We start from the raw sequence: 15,232 nt of genomic DNA on the forward strand, positions 1-15,232 counted from the left end.
ACAGAACAATGAAAAGCATCCAGATCACCGACACCATCCTGCGCGACGCCCACCAATCGCTGCTGGCGACCCGCATGCGCACCGAAGACATGCTGCCGATCTGCGCCAAGCTCGACCAGGTCGGCTACTGGTCGCTGGAAGTCTGGGGCGGCGCCACCTTCGACGCCTGCGTGCGCTTCCTCAAGGAAGATCCCTGGGAGCGCCTGCGCCAGTTGCGCCAGGCCCTGCCCAACACCCGGCTCCAGATGCTGCTGCGCGGCCAGAACCTGCTCGGCTACCGGCACTACAGCGATGACGTGGTCGAGGCCTTCGTCGAGCGCGCCGCGGCCAATGGCACCGACGTCTTCCGCATCTTCGATGCCATGAACGATGTGCGTAACCTGGAAACCGCCATCCGCGCGGTCAAGGCCAGCGGCAAGCATGCCCAGGGCACCCTCTGCTACACCACCAGCCCGGTGCACACGGTGGCGGCCTTCGTCGAGCAGGCGCGGCGCATGGCCGACCTGGGCGTGGACTCCATCGCCATCAAGGACATGGCCGGTCTGCTGACGCCCTATGCCACCGGCGAACTGGTCAAGGCGCTCAAGGCGGCCCTGAGCCTGGACGTGGTGGTGCACTCCCACGACACCGCCGGGGTGGCCGCCATGTGCCAGCTCAAGGCGGTGGAAAACGGCGCCGATCGCATCGACACGGCGATCTCCAGCCTGGCCTGGGGCACCAGCCACCCGGGGACCGAGTCCATGGTCGCGGCCCTGCGCGACACGCCCTACGACACCGGCCTGAACCTGGAACTGCTGCAGGAGATCGGCCTGTACTTCCATGCGGTGCGCAAGAAGTACCACCAGTTCGAGAGTGAATTCACCGGGGTCGACACCCGGGTACAGGTCAACCAGGTACCGGGCGGCATGATCTCCAACCTGGCCAACCAGTTGCGCGAGCAGGGCGCCCTCAATCGCATGAACGAGGTGCTGGAAGAGATCCCGCGGGTACGCAAGGACCTGGGCTACCCGCCCCTGGTGACCCCGACCTCGCAGATCGTCGGCACCCAGGCCTTCTTCAACGTGCTGGCCGGCGAGCGCTACAAGACCATCACCAACGAGGTGAAGCTCTATCTGCAGGGCCGCTACGGCAAGGCACCGGGCGCCATCTGCGAGCAGCTGCGCAAGCAGGCCATTGGCCAGGAAGAGGTGATCGAGGTGCGTCCGGCCGATCTGCTCAGCCCCGAGCTGGCGCGACTGCGTGCCGAGATCGGCGACTTGGCCAAGAGCGAAGAGGACGTGATGACCTTCGCCATGTTCCCCGACATCGGGCGCAAGTTCCTCGAGGAGCGCGCCGCCGGGATCCTGGTGCCGGAAGCCCTGCTGCCCATGCCGTCGGCCGATGGCGTGGCCGCGGTGGGTGGCCAGGGCGTGCCGACCGCGTTCAGCGTCGACGTGCATGGCGAGACCTATCAGGTGGACATCACCGGTATCGGCCTCAAGAGCGAGGGCAAGCGGCACTTCTACCTGTCCATCGACGGGGTGCCGGAAGAGGTGGTGTTCGAAGCCAGCGGTGAGTTCGTCGCCGAGGGCGGCCAACGACGCCGTCAGGCGGAGCGTCCGGGCGACGTCAGCACCACCATGCCGGGCAACATCGTCGAGGTGCTGGTCAAGGAGGGTGATCAGGTCAAGGCCGGGCAGGGCGTGCTGGTCACCGAAGCCATGAAGATGGAAACCGAGATCCAGTCCCCCATCGCCGGCACCGTCACCGCGGTACGGGTGGCCAAGGGCGACCGGGTCAATCCGGGCGAGGTGTTGATCGAAATCGAAGGCTGAGATCACTTCGATTTCCCTTGGGGCCCTCGGGCCCCTTTTTTTGTTTCCGCCGGCGGGCTAGTCGGGCCGGTCGTCCGGGCGCAGGCGCCAGGCGCCCTCGTGGCGTTCGGCCAGGCCGCGCTGCTCCAGGTCGCTGAGATAGCGGCGCAGACCGCGTTCGCCGCGACGCTGAAAGAACGGCAAGACGCGCGGCAGCAGGTCGGGGACCAGCATCGCCAGCCGGCTCAGCCAGAGTTCGCCGGCGCGCGGGGCGCTTTCCAGCCGCGGTCGATCCAGCACCCGGACCAGCAGCCGCGCCACCGTCTCGGGCGACTGGGGCGGATCCATGAATTGCAGGGCATTGCCGCCGGCGATGGCTTCGTGGCGCAGCATCGGGGTGTCGGTGGCCGACGGCAGGACACAGCAGACGCGGATGCCCCTGGGGCGCGAGATCCTGGGCCAGGGCGAGCATGGCGCCGCGCAGGCCGAACTTGCTGGCGCAATAGACGGGGCTCTCCGGGGTGGGAAAGATGCCCGCCAGGGATACGGTGGTGACCAGCCGGGCATTGGTCGAGCGCCTGAGCAGGGGGATGGCCAGGCGCGCGAGCAGCAGGGGCGCCAGCAGGTTGATGTCGAGCTCCTGGCGAATGCTGGTCGGACTGCGTTCGGTCAGGGGGCCGACGCGAACGATGGCGGCGTTGTTGACCAGGGCGTCGAGGCGACCGCAGCGCTGCTGGACAAAGTCGATCAGGGCGGCGAGCTGGTCTTCGTCGCAGAGATCGGCGGCGTAGGTCAGGGTGGCTTCGCCCAGTTCGGCGCGCAGGGCGGCCAGGCCCCTGGCGTCGCGGTCCACCAGGACCAACTGGACGGGCCGGTGGCTGAGTTGCCGCGCCAGGCATTGACCAATGCCGCCAGCGGCACCGGTGATCAGGATGACGTCGCTCATGGGCAGGCTCGCTCAGGACGGGGTGGCCAGGCTGGCCGGAAGCGGCTCGGGCGCCTGGCGCAGGGGATCGAAATAGCCCGGGGTCAGGTCGCTCCAGCCCAGCCGGCGGCGCAGCTGGCGCAGGTAGGTCTGCAGGGCGTGCACCTCCAGGTAGACGGCGTGGCGCGGCGAGTCGACGAAGCGGATGCCGCCGGAGAGGTCTGGATCGTCCTGCTGGATCAGCGCCTGGAATTCGCGCGCCTGGTGCGGCCGTTGCAGCTGGTCGGCCAGGTGGCAGGCGATCAGGTGGGCTTCCTGGTCGAACAGCTTGTAGGCGCTGGAATTGGTCTCCAGGTAGCCGATGCCGAACAGGTTGCGGTGCTCGCGACTGAAGATGGACAGGTAGAGCTGCGGCCGGCCGTGCTGCCAGGTGAAGTAGTCGGCAGCGTAGCGGCAACTCCAGCGATAGCCGGTGGCATAGAGCACCAGGTCGAGACTCTCCCGGCTGCCATCGCGAAACACCACCTGGTCGCCCTCGAAGTGGGCGATGTCCGGACGCGCCTGGATGTTGCCGTGCTGCAGATGGTGCAACAGCACGTCCGAGCGCGCTAGCGCCTGCTGTTTAGGGCGCCTCTATTTATCTGATTGAGAAAAAGCACTAACACCTCTCGATAGGGTCTGCTATTTAATATAGCCAAGGCTATAACGATCCCGGGAGGATTCGCGATGCTGAAAGATCTCAAGAAACGCGCCCTGCGTGGTCTGCTGGACAAGCTGCTCGACGGGCACGCCGAACGTCGCCCACTGGAGACCCAGCCCGAGCGCTCTCGCGGCATGACGGTCCACGCCGCGCACTGATCCCTGCCGATCAGGCAGGGGCCGGGCGGCCTCTGCCCCCTTCATCAGTGCCTCCGTTGCGTCTTGGGCGAGGCACCTTCCCCCTGTTCGTCTCTGTCTTGGACCCCTCTCATCCCAGGTTACAAAGTCTCCCTGCACCTCTGATAGGTTGTGCTATCTAATTTAGCCAAGGCTATAACCACCGAGAGGCGGGCCGGATGCTGGAGAAGACGAGACGCTGGACCCTGGCGGGTCTGCTGGGAGTGCTGCTGGGCAACGCCGCCCAGGCCGCGGAGCCGTTCAAGGTAGTCACCACCTTCACGGTGATCGCCGACATGGCGCGCAATGTGGCTGGTGATGCCGCACGGGTGGAATCCATCACCAAGCCCGGCGCCGAGATCCACAACTACCAGTCCACCCCGGGCGATCTGCTCAAGACACGCGATGCCCAGCTGATGCTGTGGAACGGCCTGAATCTGGAGCTCTGGTTCGAGCGCTTCTTCAGCCGCATGAAGGACGTGCCCAGCGCGGTGGTCTCGCGGGGCGTCGAGCCCATCGCCATCGCCCAGGGCCCCTATGCCGGCAAGCCCAATCCCCATGCCTGGATGTCGCCCCGGGCAGCACTGATCTACGTCGACAACATCCGCGATGCCCTGGTGGCGCATGACCCGGGCCAGGCCGACACCTACCGGCGCAACGCCGAGGCCTACAAGACGCGCATCACCGCCACCCTCGAACCCCTGCGCCAGCAGCTGCAGGCGATTCCCGAACAGCGACGCTGGCTGGTGTCCAGTGAGGGCGCCTTCAGCTACCTGGCGCGCGACCTGGGGCTCAGGGAGCTCTATCTCTGGCCGATCAACGCCGATGCCCAGGGCACGCCGCAGCAGGTCCGCCGGGTGATCGAGACGGTACGCGCCGAGCGGATTCCGGCGGTGTTCAGCGAAAGCACGGTTTCCGCCGCCCCGGCCGAGCAGGTGGCACGGGAGAGCGGCGCCCGCTACGGTGGGGTGCTCTATGTGGATTCCCTAAGCGCCGCCGAGGGACCGGTGCCCACCTATCTCGACCTGCTGCGGGTCACCACCGAAACCCTGGTCAAGGGGCTGGCGCCATGATCGCCCTCGACGGGGTCGGCGTGACCTATCGCAATGGCCACACCGCCCTGCGCGACGCCAGTCTGGTGGTGCCCGGCGGCTCCATCACCGCCCTGGTGGGCGTCAATGGCAGCGGCAAGTCGACGCTGTTCAAGGCGATCATGGGTTTCGTGCCCCTGCGCACTGGCCAGGTACGGGTCGATGACCTGCCGGTGGCCCAGGCGCTCAAGCGCAACCTCGTCGCCTACGTCCCCCAGAGCGAAGACGTGGACTGGGACTTTCCGGTGCGGGTGGAAGACGTGGTGCTCATGGGTCGCTATGGCCGCATGAATTTCCTGCGCCTGGCCCGCGCCGCCGATCATCAGGCGGTGGACGCCGCCCTGGCCCGGGTGGGGCTGACCGAGTTGCGCAAGCGGCAGATCGGCGAACTCTCCGGCGGCCAGAAGAAGCGGGTCTTCCTCGCGCGCGCCCTGGCCCAGGACAGCCGGGTGATCCTGCTGGACGAACCCTTCACCGGGGTGGACGCCACCTCCGAGCGCGCCATCATCGAATTGCTCCAGGCCCTGCGCGGCGAGGGTCGCTCGATGCTGGTGTCGACCCATGATCTGGCCAGCATCGAGCGCTTCTGCGACCGCACCGTATTGCTTGATCGCACCGTGCTGGCCCAGGGACCGACGGCCGAGGTCTTTACCCGGGAAAATCTGGAACGCACCTTTGGCGGCGCGCTGCGCCTGTTCGAGGCGGGCCAGGCGGCGCCGCGGCGCCGGGAGCGTGCCTGATGGAAGGGCTGCTGGAACCCCTGGCCTACGGCTACATGAGAAACGCCCTGGGCGCGGCGGCGCTGGTGGGCGGGCTGTGTGCCTTCCTTTCCGCCTTCCTGATGCTCAAGGGCTGGTCGCTGATCGGCGATGCCCTGTCCCATGCCGTGGTGCCCGGCGTGGCCGGCGCCTATCTGCTCGGCCTGCCGCTGGCCCTCGGCGCCTTTCTCGCCGGTGGCGCGGCGGCCGGGGCCATGCTCGGTCTGCGGCAATACACCCGGCTCAAGGAAGACGTCATCATCGGGCTGATCTTCAGCGCCTTCTTTGGCGGCGGGTTGTTCCTGGTCTCGCTGGCGCCGGTCGCGGTGGACATCCAGACCATCGTCTTCGGCAACATCCTGGCCATCACCCCCGAGGCCAGTCGCCAGCTGCTGATCATCGCCACCCTCTCCCTGCTGGTTTTGCTGCTCAAGTGGCGCGATCTGCTGCTGGTGTTCTTCGACGAGGGCCAGGCGCGTGCCTGCGGCCTCAATCCCACGGCATACCGACTGCTGTTCTTCACCCTGCTGGCACTGAGCACCGTGGCGGCGATGCAGACAGTGGGCGCCTTCCTGGTCATCGCCCTGGTGGTGACGCCGGGGGCGACGGCCTATCTGCTCAGCGACCGCTTCTCCCGGGTGGTGCTGATCAGCGTCGCCATCGGCGTCGGCAGCGGGCTGCTGGGCACCTATTTAAGCTACTTCCTCGACGGCGCCACCGGTGGCTGCGTGGTGGTCTTGCAGACCCTGATCTTCCTGCTGGCCTTCGTCCTGGCGCCGCGTCACGGCCTGCTGGCCAACCGCCGGCGGGCGCGGCAGACGGCGGAGGCGGGCTGATGGACTGGCTGTGGCTGACCCTGGAAGTCGACTTCATGCGCCAGGCACTGCTGATGGCCGTGCTGGTGGCGGTGCCCGCGGCACTGCTGTCCTGCTTTCTGGTGCTCAAGGGCTGGGCGCTGCTGGGCGATGCCATTGCCCACGCGGTGTTTCCCGGCCTGGTGCTGGCGTCGGCGCTGGGCGCGCCGCTGGTGGCGGGCGCCTTTGTCGCGGGACTGGGCTGCGCCCTGGCCACCGGCTATCTCAAGCGGCACAGCCGGGTAAAGCAGGACAGTCTGATGGGCGTGGTCTTTTCCGGCATGTTCGGCCTGGGCCTGGTGCTGCACGCCAGGCTGCCCACCGAGCTGCACCTGGACCACATCCTGCTCGGCGACCTGCTGGGGGTGACCCCGGAGGCCTTCTGGCAGATGGCGGTGATCGCCGGCCTGGTGGTGCTGGCGCTGGCCTGTCGCTGGCGCGACCTGCTGGTGCTGGCCTTCGATGCGGCCCAGGCACGGGCCCTGGGCCTGCGGGTAGGGCTGCTGCACTACGGCCTGCTCGGCCTGATCGCCCTGACCGTGGTCGGCGCCCTGCAGGCGGTGGGCATGGTGCCAGTGGTGGCGCTGTTGATCGCCCCCGGCGCCACCGCCTTCCTGCTGACCCGCTCCTTTGGCTGGATGCTGCTGGTGGCCACGGCGCTGGCCGTGACGGCGGCCCTGGGCGGGGTGCTGCTGAGCCTGGTCTGGGACAGCGCGCCGGCGCCCACCCTGGTGGTGTTGCTGACGGCCGGTTTCCTGTTGGCCCTGGCATGGCGCCTGTGGCGGGATCGACGTCGTTCGGGCGACAAGGGCGTTCAGGTGGCCTGATGTAATCGGCTGACCGGCCCTGCCAGGCGTTTCCGGTCACGCTCGCCTTACCTCAGGAGAACCACAATGAAAACCGTCGCCCAGTTGCTCGCCCTGAAGACCCAGCAGGACGTCTACACCATCGCCCCCGACGCCTGGGTGCTCGACGCCCTGCGGCTGATGGCGGAAAAGAACGTCGGGGCGCTGCCGGTGATGCGCGACGGCGAGCTGGTGGGCATCGTCAGCGAGCGCGACTATGCGCGCAAGGTGGCCCTGCAGGGACGTTCCTCCTATGCGACCCCGGTCAGCGAGATCATGACCGAGGCGGTCATCATCGTGCTGCCGCAGCAGACCGTGGGCGACTGCATGCAGATGATGACCGACCACCACCTGCGCCACCTGCCGGTGATGGGCAACGGCAAGCTGATCGGGCTGCTGTCCATCGGCGATCTGGTCAAGGCCACCACCGTCCAGCAGGCGGAGCTGATTCGCCATCTGGAGGGTTATATCCGCGGCGAGTGACGGGTCAGCCGGTCCGTCCGGCGCTTACAGCCAGGGCGCTCAGCTGGCGCCCTTCGGCGTCGAAATTCTCCGCCGCCAGCCAGTGCCGGAAGCCGGCGTCCACCGTTGGCCATTCGTGATCCAGCAGGCTGAACCAGGCGGTATCGCGGTTGCGGCCCTTGACCACCCGGTGCTGCCGGAACAGCCCCTCATGGCGCATGCCCAGCCGTTCGGCCGCGCGTTTCGAGCGGGCATTGGCATCGTCGCACTTCCACTCCAGGCGCCGATAGCCGAGGGCGAAGGCTTCCTGCATCAGCAGATAGAAGGCTTCGGTGGCCAGGGGCGTTCGCTGCAGGCGCCCGCCAAAGGCGACATGGCCGATCTCGATGCTGCCGTGTTCGGGGACGATGCTCATCAGGCTGAGTTGTCCCAGGGCGCGGCCATGGTGGGGATCCACCACAACGTAGAACAAGGGATCGCGCCCCTGGGCCAGGCCCGCCAGCCAGCTGTCGAAGACCGCCCGCTCGGTGAAGGGGCCATAGGGCAGATAGTCCCACAGGGCCGGGTCCTGGTCGTGCAGGGCCTCCCAGAGATCGTCGCCGTGGCGCTGAGGGTTCAGGGGTTCCAGGCGTACATGGCGACCCTGCAGCAAGCGGGGCTGGGGCGGAAGGGCCGGGGTCCAGTCGAGAGGGGTCATGGTCTGTCTCCTAGCAGGTGGCGGTACTGGATGAAACCGGAGCGGGTGGCGATGCGATCATAGAGCTGACGCCCCGGGTAGTTGGTCTCCTGGGTCAGCCAGTGCACCCGGTCGCAGCCGTCCGCTGCGGCGCGGGCATAGACGTGCTCGATCAGGGCGCGGCCCAGGCCGCCGCCGCGGTGATCCTCGGCGACATAGAGATCCTGCAGGTAGCAGTAGTCGGTTTCGGTCCAGCAGGACGGGTGATAGATGAAGTGCACCAGGCCCAGGGGGCGCTCGCTGTCCCAGGCCAGGGCGCCGTGCAGGGGCTGGGCGGGGTCAAGCAGCCGTTGCCAGGTGCGGGCATAGGTGGTTTCCGGCAGCCGGGTCTCGTAGAAGGCCAGGTAGGCCTGCCACAACGCGTGCCAGACGGCGTGATCGGCTTCGCTCAGGGGGCGGATGGTCATGGGTGGCTCCAGGGTCAGGCGAGAGAGGGGATCAGGACGGCCAGCGCCTGGTCGCCGGGTACCAGGCTGGCGGCCAGTCCCTGGCGGACGCCTTCGCGATCGGCGGCGTTGCGATTCTGGCTGAGCTTGGCGATGCCCTGGAGACTGTCCAGCGGCAGGCGCAGGCCGCGGATGGCGCGCAGCATGCCCTGGACATAATCCGCGGGCGCATCCGCGACCTGCCAGGGGCGGACACGCCCGGCTTCGTGCTGGTCGGTGAGGCGTTCCAGCAGCTGTAGCAGTCGCTCGGGGTCATCGAACACCTCGACGCTGCCGCGGGCGTGCACGGCCTGGTAGTTCCAGGTCGGCACCACCCGGCCATGTTCGGCCTTGCCGGGATAGAAGGCCGGGCTGACGTAGGCCTGGGGGCCCTGAAACACCGCCAGCACCTGACCTGCCTCGACCAGCGCCTGGGCCTGGGGATTGCTGCGCGCCAGATGGCCGTAGAGGGTGCCACAGGGACCCTCGTCGGGCGCCAGCCAGAGCGGCAGATGGCTGACCAGCGGACCGGCGTCGGTCTGGCTGATGAGCAGCGCCAGGGCGTGATCGCGCAGGTGCTGGTGCAGCCTGGGCAGGTCGTCGAGACAGAAGGCGGGATTGGGATACATGGGCAGGAACTCCAGCGACGTCCAGCCATGCTAAGGTCGACTTTGGCTCCCTGTAAGAGCCAATTTCCATGACTTTCAGGGTGCCAATCCATGCTGGGATTCGAGCCGTCGGGGCTGTTGCTGGAGCCGGGTCAGGGCCTGGCGCGCCAGCTCTACCAGGGCCTGCGCGAGCGCATCCTGGCCGGTGAGCTGGCCGCCGGGGTACGGCTGCCGGCCAGTCGTGAACTGGCGCGGTTGCTTGGGATCTCGCGCAATACCGTGACCGCCGCCTACGAGCAGCTCCTGGCCGAGGGTTTTCTCGACAGTCGCCTGGGCGACGGTACCTATGTCGCGCCCGTGACCCGGGCGCTGGCCGCTCCCGAAGCCACGGCCAGGACGACACCCGTGCCCCTGGCCAGCGTGCCGCCCGGCGCACCGTGCGCCTTTCGGGTCGGCCTGCCGGCGGTGGATCTGTTTCCCTTCGCCACCTGGGCGCGGCTGCAGCAGCGTTTCTGGCGCCAGCCGGAGCCGGCGCTGCTGGGCTATCGCGAACCCGGCGGCGAACCGCGACTGCGCCGCCTGCTCTGTGCCTACCTGCGCCAGGCGCGGGGCCTGGTCTGCGCACCCGAGCAGATCCTCATCACCAGCGGCGCCCAGCAGGCCATCGAACTCTGCGCCCGGTTGCTGCTGGCGCCCGGAGCCCGGGCGGCCATGGAGGATCCCGGCTATCGCGCCGCGGGTCTGGCCTTGCAGAGTGACGGGGCGCGGTTGCAGCGCGTTGCGGTGGATGGGGCCGGGCTGATGGTGGAGCAGCTGGCAGGACTGCCGGACTGCCGGCTGGTCTATGTCACCCCGTCGCACCAGTATCCCACCGGTGCGGTACTGTCCCTGCCGCGCCGCCTGGCGCTGCTGGACTGGGCGCGGCAGGCCGACGGCTGGATCGTCGAGGACGACTACGACGGCGAATACCGCTACCAGGGCGCGCCGCTGGCGCCCCTGGCCGCCTTGGATCGCCACGGTCGGGTGCTCTATGTCGGCACCTTTTCCAAGATCGCCTTTCCCGGCCTGCGCCTGGGCTATCTGGTGGCCCCGCCCGCGCTGCTGCCGGCGCTGCTGGAGCTGCAACGGGCCGGCATCCGCCATCTCGACAGCGCCACCCAGACGGTCATGGCCGATTTCATCGAACAGGGCCACTTCCAGCGCCACATCCGCCGCATGCGACGGGCCGCGCGCAATCGCCGCGATGCCCTGCTGGCCGGCTGGCCAGAGGTTGCCGGCTGCGCCCCGCCGGGCGTCCCGGTGGCCGGCCTGCATCTGTGCCTGCCGGTCACCCACCTGGCCCGCGAAGCCGAGCTGGTGACCCGGGCGGCCGCGGTCGGGGTGGAACTCAATGCGCTGTCGCGCTACTGGCTGCCCGAGGGCCCGACCCCGCCCGACGCCCGTGCCGGACTGGTGCTGGGCTTCGCGGCGGTGCCGGAGACGCGGATCGTCGAGGCGCTGGCCAGGCTGAGGGAAGCCTGGATGGAGTAGTTATGCCGGCAATAACATTAGTTATGATATTGCCGTGAGATTATTAGACTGACCCAAGTTTGGCTGTCATTGCAATTGAGCCTACTTCTGCTTCACTTGCCATCCCTGATATCGGGATATAATCCAGGCTTCTATCCTGCTAGATAGAGCACCCGCCGTTTTCATGGATGAAACATCATAGGTCGTTTCATCCTGGTTATCCGTTATCTCCAGTAACCAGGAGTCACTTACGTGAGTCAGGCTTCTTTGCTTCCTTCCCGGCCAGTACGCCTCGCTGCGCTGGCCGTAGCCATTTCCTTGGGCGTTACCGGCTGCGCCACCGTCGATAATTTTTCCAGCGGCCAAAGTCGCACCGTCAACTGCCTGGCCGGCGGTTTTCTCGGTGCCGCTACCGGGGTCGCCGCTGCTGCATTGGCCAAGGGCGATGGGGCAACGCTGATCGCCGGGGCGGTGGTCGGCGCCTCGGTTGGCTGTGGCGCCGCCCTGGCCTACAAGAATCGTCTTGAGCGACTCAAGCAGATCGCCGAGCAGGAGAAGATCCCACTTCAGGTGGAAACGTTGCAGACCGCCGCTGCTACGCCTTCGGCCGCGCCCCAAGAGGCGGGTCTGGTGGCCCAGATCGCCGATGAAGGCATGTTCCCGATAGGGAGCGCCCAGCTCAACGACGAAGGTCGCCGCAAGATCAGCAAGTTGGCCAGTGCCTATGTGGGCAAGGAAGCCACGCCCATTCTTATCGTTGGCCATACCGACGCTACCGGCACACCGGCCATCAATCAGGCATTGTCGGAGCAGCGGGCGCGCGCGGTGGCGAGCATTCTGGTCGAGCAGGGCATTTCGCGAGATCGCATGTACTTCCAGGGCGCCGGTGCCTCACGCCCCATCGCCGACAACAGCGATCCGCTCGAGCGCGGCAAGAATCGTCGCGTCGAGATCGTCGAGTTGAACGACAAGGCGACGCTGGTCAAGCGCATCAACGCGGAAAAGAACAATGCCAAGTATCTGGCCCATGGCACCGCCACGGAAGCTGTAGCCAAACCCGAGGTTAAAAAACCGGTTGTTGCCACGACGTCTTCGAAAGCGACCAGGACGGCTGATACCGAGGCGCCTCGGCAGGCAAAACAGAGCCTGGCAAAAATCGACTTCGGCGGTCAGCCGGTTGATAGCGGTGCCTGGAAGCTCGGTCAGGCCCTGCGTCCGAAAAGCGGTGGATTCGCGCTGATCTCCAGTGCCTACGCCCAGGTACCCATGAGCAGCTGTCAGCAGGACGCCCCGCGCATCAGCGGCGAAGTCAAAAGCTTCGCCACAGGCGCTGCGCTGTCTGACCACGCCACGCGCGAATACCTGCCAGGCATGAACGGGCGTGCCTGGGCGGGTCTGGTCAATGGCCATCTGGTAACCCTGTCGCCGGTTGCCGTGCTGCGTGATAACGCAGCGCTGGTGAAGGATCCGAAAGTCTTCGTCACCCAGAATTATGAAAAAAACAAAGGCGGACCCAGCGATGCCTACACGGCCATCGCCAATACCTATGAAGGTGAAGACGCCATTCTCTACCGGGTCTTCCTGGAAAAACCCGAGCAGGCACCGGTAAGTTGTATTGATGTAGTGATTAAAAAGACCGGCGACAAAAGTATCGACGGCGACCTGTTCTACGACAATGGCACCAAACCTTACATAGCGACTTATGCGCCTGTGCGCGGCTGATTCCGGGGACGAAACATGGAACTTTTCGAGACATTGACGACAGCGCTGGCGGCTTATCGCTACGCGATCTGGCCACTGATCAGTCTGCTGGTCCTGGTCGTGGTAATCATCCGCTGGTGGGAAGAGGTCAAGTACTTCTTCCTCAATCTAGGCGTCAGCTTTCCGGTCGTGGGCTTCATTGCCAAAGCCTCCAAACGCGATCTCATGCAGGATCGCGAAGAGGGCGGGACAGCCTGGTACAAGGCTGAACGCGAACTGTGCGCGAAATATCACCGCTATTACGAGCGTGTGAACAAGGACGCAGCCTTTTACGACAAGTGCGCCAACTACCTGAACAAGGTGGAAGAGCGCGGCCGTAAACCGACGGGATTGCCCCTGTGGATCGGCAGCATCTTTCTGGTGATCCTCGAGGCGTTCATCTTCGCCCTGGTACTGGCGCCTTTCATTGCCAACAACATCTCCGCCAATCAGGCGGAATTCTCGGCCATCGTCATCTCCCTGCTGATCGGTACCATTCTGGTTCCCGCTACCCACCTCATGGGCGCCGAGATTCACCGCAACGGCCTTATCCGCAAAGCCCGCGAATGGCATCGTCAGGCCAGGCGCAACAACAATGCCAAGGATCTTCAGGCGGATGCCGGCGTCGATCTGGACCGTACCGGCCTCGATGATAGAGAGCCCAAGTACCTGCATATCATCAACCGGGTAAAGCATAACGCCACGGTCTCCCCAACCTGGTGGACCACGGTCATTGCCACCGCGCTTATTCTGACGCTGGCCATCGGTGCCTATTTCATCCGGGCGTCCACCATCAACGAATTGGAAACCCAGCAGGTAAACGGTTCACCCTATGCGTCGGCCAGCAATTCGGCGCTTACCCCAGACGCCTCGCCTTTCCAGTTGCCCAGCGAAGCCACTGCCGATGGTCAGGCGGCTGACCAGCGTGCGGCCAGTGAGGTCGCTGGCGATCGGATCTTCGCCTACAAACTCACCTTCTTCATCCTGTCGGTCATTTTCATCGGCGTGCAGATCATCGGCATCCTGATCGGCGTCTTCCGTTCGTTCGCCGGCACCCAATCACGGGAAGCAGCGGGCTATATCTCCGGCTTCAGCAGTGCCAGCGAATTCGCGGCCTATCAGCAGAGTCAGCGTGATCGAGTCGCCCGAGATGCCGAGGCCAAGCTCAGCAGTCTGCAAGAGCGGATCGAGCACCGGCATTCTCTAGGCGGTAGTGCTGACCGTGGGCCGCGCCGGAGCTTTGCGCTCTATGCCAACGAGAAAGAGCGGCAGAACAGCGAAAGTCAGCGCCAGAAAAAAGCGCATGACGCCGCCAGCGAGCTGGAAGAGATGCGTGAGGCACTCGATACCGCCAAGAAAAAGCAGGCGTTGCAGCGTGAACTGGCTGCGCTCAACAACGCGGCGGCCAGTGCTGAAACCTTAACGCCTGAGCGCTCGTCGAGTGCGACCGTTGAAGCACCAGCACCAGCACCAGCACCAGCACCAGCACCAGCACCAGCACCGGTACCCGCAGCTGCGTTGGATCAGAACGCCTTGATCGCCAACCTGGGTGACCTCACCGTCTATTCCCCCGAAGAACTGACCGCCATCGGCGAAGAGCTGGGTATCGACAGCGCCGCGCTGCTGAGCAAGCAGAAAGTGCAGATGGCGATAAAGCGCGCCAAGAAAGAGGGTGCCTGAGATGCGTCTGACCGTAACCCTGGCAATCGCTGGCCTGTTGTTGGCGCCTGCGGCAATGGCGGCTGAACGTAACGACCTGCCGAGCTGTTACCGCTATGCGCAATTGGCCAGCGAACAGCCAGCCGCGTCGGGGCGAGCGTTGACGGTGGTCATCGATGAAACGGTCAATATGCCCCAGGCGCTGAAAAGCAGTGCCTGGGAGCACACCCTGAGATACCTGCAGCCAGGCGACAGCATCAAGCTCTATCAATTTTCGGCTTTGTTGCAGAACAACTACATGAAGTTGCAGTTCGCCGGCATCCTGGAAAAGCCGTTGGTTGGCAAGGTGCGTAACCATATTGGCAACGCCAGTCTCAAGAAGCTCGATACCTGTCTGCAACAGCAGGCTGGCTTCTTTCAAAACGCGTTCGGCAAGCAATTCGTCGACAGTTTCGGCAAGCCGAACGAGGAGATTTCGCGCAGTGAAATCTTCGCCAGCCTCAAGAAAATTGGTGAAGACCTAGGCCAGGAGCCCAGCGAGGATCAGGTCATCCTGCTGGTATCCGACATGCTGGAAAACAGCGACTTCGGCAGCTTCTATCAAGCCAACCGCATTCGTGGAATCGACCCCGCAGCCGAGCTGGCCAAGGTAGAGAAGAAGGCGCTGTTCGCCGAACTGCACGGTGCCCGGGTTTATGTCATGGGTGCGGGGCTGATCGGCGACGATGCCAAGGGCGCCTATCGTTCAGGCAAGGTACTGCAGAGTCTCGAACGTTTCTGGCAGGGCTATTTCGAGCGTTCCAATGCCAGGCTCGTCAGCTTCGGTACGCCGGAGCTGACGACCGATCTCAAGTAAGCCGCTGGATCCTGCTGCCTCAGCGGCGATTTCAAAGGATCAATCCTCCTTTACCAGGTGCGATCCTTTGAAGAGCCGCTTTTCCCACGCTGACG

The 15,232-nt window shown here is 65.5% G+C and carries 16 protein-coding genes and 1 pseudogene; 11 read left to right on the forward strand and 6 right to left on the reverse strand.

Translation table 11 applies throughout. The features are described 5' to 3' along the window. Positions 1 to 8 precede the first annotated feature (8 nt). Positions 9 to 1,814 (forward strand): sodium-extruding oxaloacetate decarboxylase subunit alpha, encoded by a 1,806-nt coding sequence (gene oadA, locus OMP44_RS18090; RefSeq protein ID WP_280310147.1) that lies wholly within the window; start codon positions 9 to 11, stop codon positions 1,812 to 1,814. A gap of 57 nt (positions 1,815 to 1,871) precedes the next feature. Here the strand turns inward: oadA and OMP44_RS18095 are convergent, their stop codons facing one another. The 3 genes and pseudogenes from OMP44_RS18095 to OMP44_RS18105 form a co-directional block, all read right to left on the reverse strand. Continuing rightward, entirely contained in the window at positions 1,872 to 2,186 is a 315-nt protein-coding gene (locus OMP44_RS18095) for an SDR family oxidoreductase (protein WP_280310348.1), read from the reverse strand. A 103-nt stretch (positions 2,187 to 2,289) separates the two neighbouring features. Beyond that, positions 2,290 to 2,739: pseudogene (locus OMP44_RS18100) on the reverse strand (SDR family oxidoreductase); the annotation flags it as partial. Between the two features lie 12 nt (positions 2,740 to 2,751). Continuing rightward, a complete protein-coding gene (locus OMP44_RS18105) occupies positions 2,752 to 3,309 on the reverse strand; it encodes an NAD(P)/FAD-dependent oxidoreductase (RefSeq protein ID WP_280310149.1) in 558 nt (185 codons plus the stop codon). Positions 3,310 to 3,444: 135 nt separating this feature from the next. On the opposite strand from OMP44_RS18105, the gene OMP44_RS18110 reads away from it, so the two are divergent. The 6 genes from OMP44_RS18110 (at position 3,445) to OMP44_RS18135 (ending at position 7,625) form a co-directional block, all read left to right on the forward strand. After that, complete coding sequence (locus OMP44_RS18110; protein ID WP_256664437.1) at positions 3,445 to 3,576, forward strand: hypothetical protein; 132 nt, start codon at positions 3,445 to 3,447, stop codon at positions 3,574 to 3,576. Between the two features lie 197 nt (positions 3,577 to 3,773). After that, positions 3,774 to 4,667 (forward strand): metal ABC transporter substrate-binding protein, encoded by an 894-nt coding sequence (locus OMP44_RS18115; RefSeq protein ID WP_280310152.1) that lies wholly within the window; start codon positions 3,774 to 3,776, stop codon positions 4,665 to 4,667. Further along, on the forward strand, positions 4,664 to 5,425 hold the full coding sequence (locus tag OMP44_RS18120) for a metal ABC transporter ATP-binding protein (protein WP_187980738.1): 762 nt from the start codon (positions 4,664 to 4,666) through the stop codon (positions 5,423 to 5,425). Before OMP44_RS18115 ends, OMP44_RS18120 begins: the two co-directional genes overlap by 4 nt. Next, positions 5,425 to 6,279: a metal ABC transporter permease gene (locus tag OMP44_RS18125; RefSeq protein WP_187980737.1), complete on the forward strand. Its 855-nt coding sequence runs from the start codon at positions 5,425 to 5,427 to the stop codon at positions 6,277 to 6,279. Before OMP44_RS18120 ends, OMP44_RS18125 begins: the two co-directional genes overlap by 1 nt. Further along, positions 6,279 to 7,124 carry a metal ABC transporter permease gene (locus OMP44_RS18130; RefSeq protein ID WP_280310155.1) on the forward strand — a complete coding sequence of 282 codons (846 nt, stop codon included), beginning with the start codon at positions 6,279 to 6,281 and terminating at the stop codon, positions 7,122 to 7,124. The genes OMP44_RS18125 and OMP44_RS18130 overlap by 1 nt, the downstream gene beginning before the upstream one ends. A gap of 66 nt (positions 7,125 to 7,190) precedes the next feature. Next, positions 7,191 to 7,625, forward strand: a complete 435-nt coding sequence (locus OMP44_RS18135; protein WP_007160094.1) for a CBS domain-containing protein — start codon at positions 7,191 to 7,193, stop codon at positions 7,623 to 7,625. 4 nt (positions 7,626 to 7,629) lie between these two features. On the opposite strand, the gene OMP44_RS18140 is transcribed toward OMP44_RS18135, so the two are convergent. Genes OMP44_RS18140 through OMP44_RS18150 form a run of 3 tightly spaced genes read right to left on the reverse strand, consistent with a single transcriptional unit; the run spans position 7,630 to position 9,394 of the window. Then, positions 7,630 to 8,301 (reverse strand): GNAT family N-acetyltransferase, encoded by a 672-nt coding sequence (locus tag OMP44_RS18140; RefSeq protein ID WP_273860997.1) that lies wholly within the window; start codon positions 8,299 to 8,301, stop codon positions 7,630 to 7,632. Continuing rightward, positions 8,298 to 8,747 (reverse strand): GNAT family N-acetyltransferase, encoded by a 450-nt coding sequence (locus OMP44_RS18145; protein WP_280310159.1) that lies wholly within the window; start codon positions 8,745 to 8,747, stop codon positions 8,298 to 8,300. Before OMP44_RS18145 ends, OMP44_RS18140 begins: the two co-directional genes overlap by 4 nt. 14 nt (positions 8,748 to 8,761) lie before the next feature. Further along, positions 8,762 to 9,394, reverse strand: coding sequence for an FMN-binding negative transcriptional regulator (locus OMP44_RS18150; protein WP_273860998.1), 633 nt, complete (start codon positions 9,392 to 9,394; stop codon positions 8,762 to 8,764). Positions 9,395 to 9,484: 90 nt separating this feature from the next. On the opposite strand from OMP44_RS18150, the gene pdxR reads away from it, so the two are divergent. The 4 genes from pdxR to OMP44_RS18170 all read left to right on the forward strand — a co-directional run bounded on the left by pdxR (position 9,485) and on the right by OMP44_RS18170 (position 15,137). Beyond that, positions 9,485 to 10,903 (forward strand): MocR-like pyridoxine biosynthesis transcription factor PdxR, encoded by a 1,419-nt coding sequence (gene pdxR / locus OMP44_RS18155; protein WP_280310161.1) that lies wholly within the window; start codon positions 9,485 to 9,487, stop codon positions 10,901 to 10,903. Positions 10,904 to 11,134: 231 nt separating this feature from the next. After that, positions 11,135 to 12,604, forward strand: coding sequence for an OmpA family protein (locus OMP44_RS18160; RefSeq protein ID WP_280310163.1), 1,470 nt, complete (start codon positions 11,135 to 11,137; stop codon positions 12,602 to 12,604). A gap of 15 nt (positions 12,605 to 12,619) precedes the next feature. After that, entirely contained in the window at positions 12,620 to 14,302 is a 1,683-nt protein-coding gene (locus tag OMP44_RS18165; protein ID WP_280310164.1) for a hypothetical protein, read from the forward strand. A 1-nt stretch (position 14,303) separates the two neighbouring features. Next, positions 14,304 to 15,137: a hypothetical protein gene (locus tag OMP44_RS18170; protein WP_280310166.1), complete on the forward strand. Its 834-nt coding sequence runs from the start codon at positions 14,304 to 14,306 to the stop codon at positions 15,135 to 15,137. The last annotated feature ends 95 nt before the right edge of the window (positions 15,138 to 15,232 follow it).

The organism is Pseudomonas flavocrustae (genome assembly GCF_029872515.1).
Classification (GTDB): domain Bacteria; phylum Pseudomonadota; class Gammaproteobacteria; order Pseudomonadales; family Pseudomonadaceae; genus Chryseomonas; species Chryseomonas aestiva.